General features: G+C 69.6%; 7 protein-coding genes and 1 pseudogene. 3 read left to right on the top strand and 5 right to left on the bottom strand.

The window, feature by feature from the left end; all coding sequences use genetic code 11:
• Positions 1-264: energy transducer TonB (locus A7A76_RS15055; protein WP_206411946.1), on the top strand; the 264-nt coding region annotated here is incomplete at its 5' end.
• Between the two features lie 110 nt (positions 265-374).
• Here A7A76_RS15055 and A7A76_RS26695 read toward each other — a convergent pair.
• The 5 genes and pseudogenes from A7A76_RS26695 to A7A76_RS15035 all read right to left on the bottom strand — a co-directional run.
• Positions 375-458 (bottom strand): annotated as a pseudogene (locus A7A76_RS26695) (DUF6053 domain-containing protein); the annotation flags it as partial.
• Between the two features lie 40 nt (positions 459-498).
• Positions 499-1,686 carry an ABC transporter permease gene (locus tag A7A76_RS15050; RefSeq protein ID WP_206411945.1) on the bottom strand — a complete coding sequence of 396 codons (1,188 nt, stop codon included), beginning with the start codon at positions 1,684-1,686 and terminating at the stop codon, positions 499-501.
• Complete coding sequence (locus tag A7A76_RS15045; protein WP_206411944.1) at positions 1,683-2,429, bottom strand: ATP-binding cassette domain-containing protein; 747 nt, start codon at positions 2,427-2,429, stop codon at positions 1,683-1,685. The genes A7A76_RS15050 and A7A76_RS15045 overlap by 4 nt, the downstream gene beginning before the upstream one ends.
• 147 nt (positions 2,430-2,576) lie before the next feature.
• Positions 2,577-4,124 (bottom strand): alpha/beta hydrolase, encoded by a 1,548-nt coding sequence (locus tag A7A76_RS15040; RefSeq protein ID WP_206411943.1) that lies wholly within the window; start codon positions 4,122-4,124, stop codon positions 2,577-2,579.
• A gap of 240 nt (positions 4,125-4,364) precedes the next feature.
• Positions 4,365-5,111, bottom strand: a complete 747-nt coding sequence (locus tag A7A76_RS15035; protein WP_206411942.1) for a ferredoxin--NADP reductase — start codon at positions 5,109-5,111, stop codon at positions 4,365-4,367.
• Positions 5,112-5,346: 235 nt separating this feature from the next.
• On the opposite strand from A7A76_RS15035, the gene A7A76_RS15030 reads away from it, so the two are divergent.
• Together A7A76_RS15030 and A7A76_RS15025 are read left to right on the top strand one after the other, a co-directional pair.
• Positions 5,347-6,354: an ABC transporter ATP-binding protein gene (locus tag A7A76_RS15030; RefSeq protein WP_206411941.1), complete on the top strand. Its 1,008-nt coding sequence runs from the start codon at positions 5,347-5,349 to the stop codon at positions 6,352-6,354.
• Positions 6,351-7,163, top strand: a complete 813-nt coding sequence (locus tag A7A76_RS15025) for an ABC transporter permease (protein ID WP_206411940.1) — start codon at positions 6,351-6,353, stop codon at positions 7,161-7,163. Before A7A76_RS15030 ends, A7A76_RS15025 begins: the two co-directional genes overlap by 4 nt.
• The last annotated feature ends 418 nt before the right edge of the window (positions 7,164-7,581 follow it).

The raw sequence follows: 7,581 nt of genomic DNA, 5'->3' as shown, positions 1-7,581 counted from the left end.
GCCGCCGCCAGCGACCTGCGCGCGGTGTCCACGCCGGCCCCGCGCTACCCGCCCGACGCGCTGCGCGCCGGCACCTCCGGCGAGGTCCAGGTCGAGTTCACCGTCGGCACCGACGGCTCGGTCACCGCCGCGCGCGTGGTCCGCGCCAACCCGCCGCGCGTGTTCGACCGCGAAGCGGTCAACGCGGTGCGCAAGTGGCGCTTCCAGCCGGTGCCCGCGCCGGTCACCACGCGCCGCACGATCGGGTTCAATCCGGGCGGTTGATCGCTGCGGAACGAAGACCTGGCGGAACGAAAAAGCCCGGCTCGCGCCGGGCTTTTTCTTGGGACCGGTTCTTGGGACCGGGACCTGTTCTTCAGGCGAGGCCTGGTTTTTGTGGGAGGGCCTTCAGGCCCGATGCTGTCCGATCCGATCGTCGTGATCTGAAACAAGAGCATCGGGCCTGAAGGCCCTCCCACAGGTAGCCTCCGAGGGAGGCCACCGGCAGGCCCGTACGGATCAGCCCGAAATCGCCAGCCGCTCGTTGTTGTAGCGCCGCACCGCGGCGACCCACAGCAGCGCCGCCAGGCCGAAGCCGCAGGCCAGGTACATCGCCCAGATCTGCCCGCTGATCGCCTCGCCGCGGATCACCTTGAGCAGCAACTGGTTCTGCGCCAGGAACGGCACCGCGAACTGCCACAGCTGGGTCTTCAGCGGGTTGACCATCAGCACGAAGGTCGGCAGCAGCGGCAGCAGCATCAGCCAGGTCACGTGGCTCTGCGCTTCCTTCAGGCTCTTGGCCGCGGCCGACAGATAGGTCAGCAGCGCGGTGCCGATGAACGACATCGGCAGCAGGATCAGCAGCATCTTGCCGATCGCGTACACGCTCACATCGAGCATCCGCCCCACCCCGCTGCTCATCTGCGCGCTGAGCTTGAACGCGAGCAAGGTCAGCAACAGCGAGAACAAGCCGAGCACGCAGGCCGCGGCGATCTTGCCGCTGACGATGGCCGCGCGCGGCGCCGGCGTGGCCAGCAGCGGCTCCAGCGACTGGCGTTCGCGCTCGCCGGCGGTGGCGTCGATGATCAGGAACGCGCCGCCGGCGAAGGAGGTCATGATCAGCAGGTACGGCAGCAACGCCGACAGGATCAGGCCGCGCTTGGCCTCGGCGGTGGCGACGTCGCGGTCGGCGACGTTGACCGGCTGGATCACGCTGGCGGCGATCCCGCGCGCCAGCAGCCGCAGCGCGCCGACCTGGCGGCTGTAGCCCTCCAGCGCCGCGTGCAGGCGCCGCGCCGGGATGTCGGCGTCGCGACGGGTGCTGTCCTGCACGATCTCCACCAGCGCCGGCTGCCCGGCCTTCCAGTCCTTGCCGAAGTCGGGCGAGACGATCAGGCCGACGTCGTGCTCCTGGTTCTGCACCGCCGCGTCGAGATCCTTCGGCGCAGGCACGGCGACGATGTTCTGGGTGGCGAGGAACTTGATCAGGTTGGGCGCGCGCTCGGCGCCGACCACCGGCACCTTGAGCACGCTGTCGAGCTGGGTGCGGGCACGGTTCTCGGCCAGCGAGCCCATGCCGAGCATCAGCAGCGGATACAGCAGCGGGCCCATCAGCAAGGTGATGGCGAGGGTGCGGCGGTCGCGCGAGATGTCGCGCAGTTCCTTGCGCACCACCGACCAGAATGCGGCGAACGGATTGACGTTCATGCGTGCAGGCCCTCGTCGCTGCCGATCGCCTTGACGAAGGCGTCTTCCAGGTTGTCCTCGCCGGTGTGCGCGCGCAGTTCGTCGGCGGTGCCGGCGGCGACCACCTGGCCCTTGGCGACGATCACGATGCGGTCGCACAGCGCGGCGACCTCTTGCATGATGTGGCTGGAGAAGATCACGCAGCGCCCTTCCTCGCGCAGCCCGCGCAGGAAGCCGCGCATCGCGCGGGTGGTCATCACGTCCAGGCCGTTGGTGGGCTCGTCCAGGATCACGTTGCGCGGGTCGTGCACCAGCGCGCGGGCGATCGCGGTCTTGGTGCGCTGGCCTTGCGAGAAGCCTTCGGTCTGGCGGTCGAGGATGTCGTCCATGTCCAGCGCGCGCGCCAGCTCGGCGGTGCGTTTTTCGATCTGGGCGCGGCTCAGGCCGTGCAGTTCGCCGAAGTAGGCGATGTTCTCGCGCGCGGTCAGGCGCTTGTACACGCCGCGCGCGTCGGGCAGCACGCCGAGCGAGCGTCGCACCGCGGCCGGGTCCTTGGCCGCATCGACGCCGTCCACGCGCACCTCGCCGCGGTCGGGACGCATCAGGGTGTAGAGCATGCGCAAGGTGGTGGTCTTGCCGGCGCCGTTGGGGCCGAGCAGGCCGGTGATTTCGCCGTCGCGCGCCTGGAAGTCGACGCCTTGCACGGCGGCGACGGTGCCGGTCTTGGTCTTGAAGGATTTATGCAGATCGTGAGCGGTGATCATGTTCGGGACTCGGGACTCGGGACTCGGGACTCGGGACGCGAAGGTCGGGAGCGAGGAGTCGGGTTCGGAGTGAAGGGCTGAGGGACGCAGTGAGGAACGGGCGTCGGGCCGCTGTGCGAGTCCCGAGTCCCGAACCCCCGAGTCCCGTCAGGGTTCCCAACCAGTGAACGAAACGAACGGCGGCACGTAGCCCAGCGCATCCAGGCAGCGCGCGTCCAGCGCCTTGGCGTCGCCGCTCTCCAGGAACTGGCCCAGCAGCTTCGGCGTGCAGCCCACGCGCAGCGCGCCGTGGCCCTGGCCGCGCAGCACCAGGTGGCGGCCGTTGGGCAGGTGCTTGAGCACTTGTTCGCCGTAGCGCGGCGGGGTCACCGGATCGAGCTCGCCCGACAGCAGCAGCACCGGCAGGTTCGAGCGCAGCGGCTGGTGGAAATCCTTCGGCCGCGCGCCGGTCGGCCACACCGCGCACTGCGCCTTGAGCGCATCGGTCATGGCGTTGCCGAGCACGGTGTCCTTGTCGGCGGGATCATCGACGAACAGGTCGGCGTCCTCGGCGCAGGTCACCGACAGCTGCATGCCGTAGTTGAGCTCTTCGCTGAGCTGGCCGCCGATCATCTTCGACAGCGCCAGCAGCGGCGCGTAGCGGCCCTGATCGGCCTCCGACAGCACCAGCGGCAGCAGCGAGGCGGCTTCGGGCTGATACGAGAACATGCGCGTGAGCATCGCCACGTGGCCGGCGGTGACGCGCTCGCGGCGCGGCTCGCCGGTGGACGGGTCGCGGTAATCGACCTCGACCGGCTGCGCCTGCAGCCGCGCCATCAGCTGGCGCAGCTGCTCGCGCGGGTCGGCGCCGAAGCGCGCGCGGCACGCCGGCGTCTGCTGGCACAGCTTGAACTGCTGGGCCAGCGCGGCGTCGAGGTTGCGCGCGTGTTCGCTGCCGAGCACCAGTTCGTTCGGGGCGACGCCGTCGAGCACCACCGCGCGGGTGCGCTGCGGATAACGCCCGGCGTACTGCTGGGCCACGCGGGTGCCGTAGGACACGCCGACCAGATCGACCTTGGCCGCGCCGATCGCCGCGCGCACCGCATCGAGGTCGGCAATGGCGTCGGTGGTGGTGAAGTAGCGCGCGTCGACCTTCAGCCCCTGCGCGCAGCGGCGCACGGCGTCGACCGAAGCGGCCAGCTGCGCGGCCTCGTCGCCGCCGTCGTCGTCCTGCGGCACGGCCTCGGTGCAGGTCAGCGGCGCCGACTTGCCGGTGCCGCGCTGGTCGACCAGGACGATGTTGCGGCGTTTGCGCACGTCGCGGAACGCGGCGTCGATCAGCGGCCACGACGAGGTCGCCGCCTGGCCCGGGCCGCCGGCGAGGAAGAACACCGGGTCGTCTTCGGCCGCGCTGCTGTCGGTGGCCGGCAGCCAGGCGAGGTTGAGTTCGATCGTGCGGCCGTTCGGCTCGGCGTGGTTCTCCGGCACCTTGAAGCGCGCGCACTGGGCCGGGATGGTGCCGGTGGCGAACGGCGAGGCCAGGGTGCACGGTTCGAACGCGATCGCGCCGTAGCGGCGCTTGACCGCGCCGCCGTCGGCGGCGGCATCAGCGGTATTGGCGCCGCGGCCGCAGCCGGCCAGGGCCAGGGCCGCGAGCGCGGCGGCCAGCGCGATGGCCGCGCAGCGCGGCCGGGGGTGCTTCCAATCGATGGGCATGTTCCGTGATCTCGTCGCCAGGGCGGTTGCGCCTGCAAGAATGACAGACCACGGTGGCGGGAAGAATGTGACCGCGCGGCGCGAAGACGTTTCCGCCGGTTCTTCTGACCGCGCAGCGGCTGAGCCAAGGGCATCGGGCCTGAAGGCCCTCCCACAAGAGCCGGCGGGCCGCGAGGCATCGGCTCTTGTGGGAGGGCCTTCAGGCCCGATGCTTTCGGCTCAGCTGCCGCACCCCACCGATCACTTCGACGAAACGTACTTCTCCCGCCGGATCTGCGGCACCGCCAACCCGTATTCCTTCAACGCCTCGAAGCAGGCATCGACCATGTTCGGATTGCCGCACAGATAGGCGATGTCGCCGGCCGCGTCCGGCGCGAACTCGGCCAGGAACTGCTGCACATAGCCCTGGCGCACGTCCGGGTGCGGATCGGCCGGCAGCTCGCGCGAGAAGCACGGCACGAAGCGGAAGCCCGGCACGCGCTCGGCGAAGGCGCGGAACTCGTCGCCGTACAGCAGCTCGGCCGGGCTGCGCGCGCCGAACAGCAGCACCACCTCGATGCCGCGCTCGCGGATCTGCCGTTCCAGCTGCGGCAGCATCGCCCGGTACGGGGTGACGCCGGTGCCGGTGGCGATCAGCAGGTAGCGGCGGTTGGCGTCGGCCGGCATCAGGCAGAAGCGTCCGAACGGGCCGCTGGCCTGGATCGCGTCGCCCTCGCCCAAGCCTTCGAACAGCGCGGTGGCGGCGCCGCCGGGCACGTAACTGACCGCGATCTCCACCGCCTCGCCCGGGCCCAGCGCGTGGTCGTGGATGGTGGCCAGCGAATAGCTGCGCTTGGTCGCGGTGCCGTCGGCGTACTGGAAGTGGACCTGGATGAATTGTCCGGGGATGTAATCCAGCGGCTCGCCGTCGCCGCGCTGGAACACGTAGTGGCCCACGGTCGGCGCGAGCATGCGGCGCGAGACGAGCTTGAGCGGGAATTGCTTCATGCGGCGGTGTTCTCGATGGGCGTCCGGCCGCGGCCGGGTGCGAAAGGGGGTGGGGACGCCGCGCCGCGAGGCGGGCGAAGCGACCGGCGGCGCAAACTCCGGCCGGTCCGTGCTGCTGCGCGGCCGTCGAAATGGCGCGCTCCGCAACAGTCTGTGGCCGGGGTGGCGCCACGCGGCGGCCTATACTAAGCCATTCGCCGCGAGGCCCGCGGCCAGCGACCGAGACCCTCCCGCAATGACCCAGCCAACGGCCCCCGCCACGGGCCCCCGTCAGGTTTCCGCCGTCGCCGCCGGCGGCGCCGTTCCCGCCCTGCGCGTGCGCGACCTGCGCAAGACGTACGACAACAAGGTCCAGGCGCTCAAGGGCGTGTCCCTGGACGTCGCCGAAGGCGACTTCTTCGCCCTGCTCGGCCCCAACGGCGCCGGCAAGTCCACGCTGATCGGCATCGTCAGCTCGCTGGTCAACCTCAGCGACGGCGCGGTGGAGATCTTCGGCACCGACCTGCAGCGCCGCCGCGACGAAGCGATGCGCCTGATCGGCCTGGTGCCGCAGGAAATCAACTTCAACATGTTCGAAAAGCCGCTCGACATCCTGGTCAACTACGCCGGCTTCTACGGCGTGCCGCGCGAACAGGCGCTGGCGCGCGCCGAAGAGGAGCTCAAGCGCGCGCAGCTGTGGGACAAGGCCGACAAGATGAGCCGCACGTTGTCGGGCGGCATGAAGCGCCGGTTGATGATCGCCCGGGCGATGATGACCCGGCCGCGTTTGCTGATCCTCGACGAGCCCACCGCCGGCGTCGACATCGAGATCCGCCGCGGCATGTGGAAGACCCTGCGCGAGATCAACGCCGCCGGCACCACCATCATCCTGACCACCCATTACCTGGAAGAAGCCGAGAGCCTGTGCCGCAACCTGGCGATCATCGACCAGGGCCGCATCGTCCAGCAGGGCCCGATGAAGGCGCTGCTGGCGATGCTCGACGTGGAAGGCTTCCTGCTCGACATCGACGGCGTGCTGCCGGCCGCGCTGCCGCAGATCGAAGGCGCGACCCTGGCCGCCGCCGACGACCACACCCTGGACCTGGAAATGCCGCGCGCGATGGACCTCAACCGCGTATTCGCCGCGCTCGGCGAGGCCGGCATCCGGGTGCGCTCGATGCGGACCAAGTCCAACCGCCTGGAGGAACTGTTCGTGCGCATGATCGCTTCGCCCTCCGCCGCCGCCACCGGGAGCGCCGCATGAGCAGCGAGATCCGAACGGCCGACCGCGCCGCCATTTCGCCCGCGCGCCGCAACCTGACCGCGCTGGGCACGATCGTGCGCCGCGAGGTGACGCGGATCCTGCGCATCTGGGGCCAGACCCTGGTGCCGCCGGCGATCACCATGACCCTGTACTTCCTGATCTTCGGCGGCCTGATCGGCTCGCGCATCGGCGACATGGGCGGTTACACCTACATGGAGTTCATCGTTCCGGGCCTGGTGATGATGAGCGTGATCCAGAACAGCTACGGCAACATCTCCTCGAGCTTCTTCGGCGCCAAGTTCGGCCGCCATGTCGAGGAACTGCTGGTCAGCCCGATGCCGAACTGGGTGATCCTGTGGGGCTACGTCGCCGGCGCCGTGCTGCGCGGGCTGATGGTCGGCGCGATCGTGCTGATGATCGCGATGTGCTTCACCACCGTGCGCGTGCCGCACCCGCTGGTGACCTTCACCACCGTGCTGCTGGGCGCGACGATCTTCTCGCTGGCCGGCTTCATCAACGCGGTGTACGCGAAGAAGTTCGACGACGTGGCGATCGTGCCGACCTTCATCCTGACCCCGCTGACCTACCTGGGCGGCGTGTTCTATTCGGTCAAGCTGCTGCCGGCGTGGGCGGAAGCGGCGACCCACGCCAACCCGATCTTCTACATGGTCAACGCGTTCCGCTACGGCCTGCTGGGCAGCAGCGACGTGCCGCTGTGGGTGGCGTATGCGCTGATGCTGGCGTTCGTGGTGGCGCTGTCGTCGCTGGGGTTGTGGCTGCTCAAGCGCGGGGTGGGGTTGCGCAGCTGAGGCCGGGGCTGGTTTGCGGGGTCTGCGGCGGTTGTCGTTGATCGGCTGAAAGAGGGAGGTAAGTCGCGGCGGCGAATCCGCGGTCATGGTGGAGCTTGCGTCGTGGCTGTGTTGTCGCGGTCGCGGCTCGCGCCGCTCCTACAGTCGGATACGAAACCGGCCGGAGCCCCTGTAGGAGCGACGCAAGTCGCGACCAACCGCAGCAACGCAGCCCCGCCGCCACGTCCCGAAGCCCCGAAGCCCCGCAGCCCCGCAGCCCCCACGCCGTCATTCCGGCGAAAGCCGGAATCCATTTTGACTCTGCTGTTGCCTCTGCCTCTCTCGTAACTGCAAGTGACGACGAGCTGAGATCAAAAGCTTCCGTCCGCAAGCGGCCGGGTCACTTTCTTTGTCCAAAGCCACAAAGAAAGTAACCAAA

Origin of the sequence: Lysobacter enzymogenes, assembly GCF_017168095.1 — a bacterium.
Taxonomy (GTDB): Bacteria; Pseudomonadota; Gammaproteobacteria; order Xanthomonadales; family Xanthomonadaceae; genus Lysobacter; species Lysobacter enzymogenes_D.
The sequence above is the reverse complement of the archived record's forward strand: the minus strand, read 5'-3'. Positions and strand labels throughout refer to the sequence as shown.

Excerpts from the sequence above, each read along its gene's own strand:
- A7A76_RS15040 (WP_206411943.1), bottom strand. The coding sequence starts at position 4,124 with ATGCCCATCGATTGGAAGCACCCCCGGCCGCGCTGCGCGGCCATCGCG.
- A7A76_RS15035 (WP_206411942.1), bottom strand. The coding sequence starts at position 5,111 with ATGAAGCAATTCCCGCTCAAGCTCGTCTCGCGCCGCATGCTCGCGCCG.
- A7A76_RS15030 (WP_206411941.1), top strand. The coding sequence starts at position 5,347 with ATGACCCAGCCAACGGCCCCCGCCACGGGCCCCCGTCAGGTTTCCGCC.
- A7A76_RS15025 (WP_206411940.1), top strand. The coding sequence starts at position 6,351 with ATGAGCAGCGAGATCCGAACGGCCGACCGCGCCGCCATTTCGCCCGCG.
- A7A76_RS15045 (WP_206411944.1), bottom strand. The coding sequence starts at position 2,429 with ATGATCACCGCTCACGATCTGCATAAATCCTTCAAGACCAAGACCGGC.
- A7A76_RS15050 (WP_206411945.1), bottom strand. The coding sequence starts at position 1,686 with ATGAACGTCAATCCGTTCGCCGCATTCTGGTCGGTGGTGCGCAAGGAA.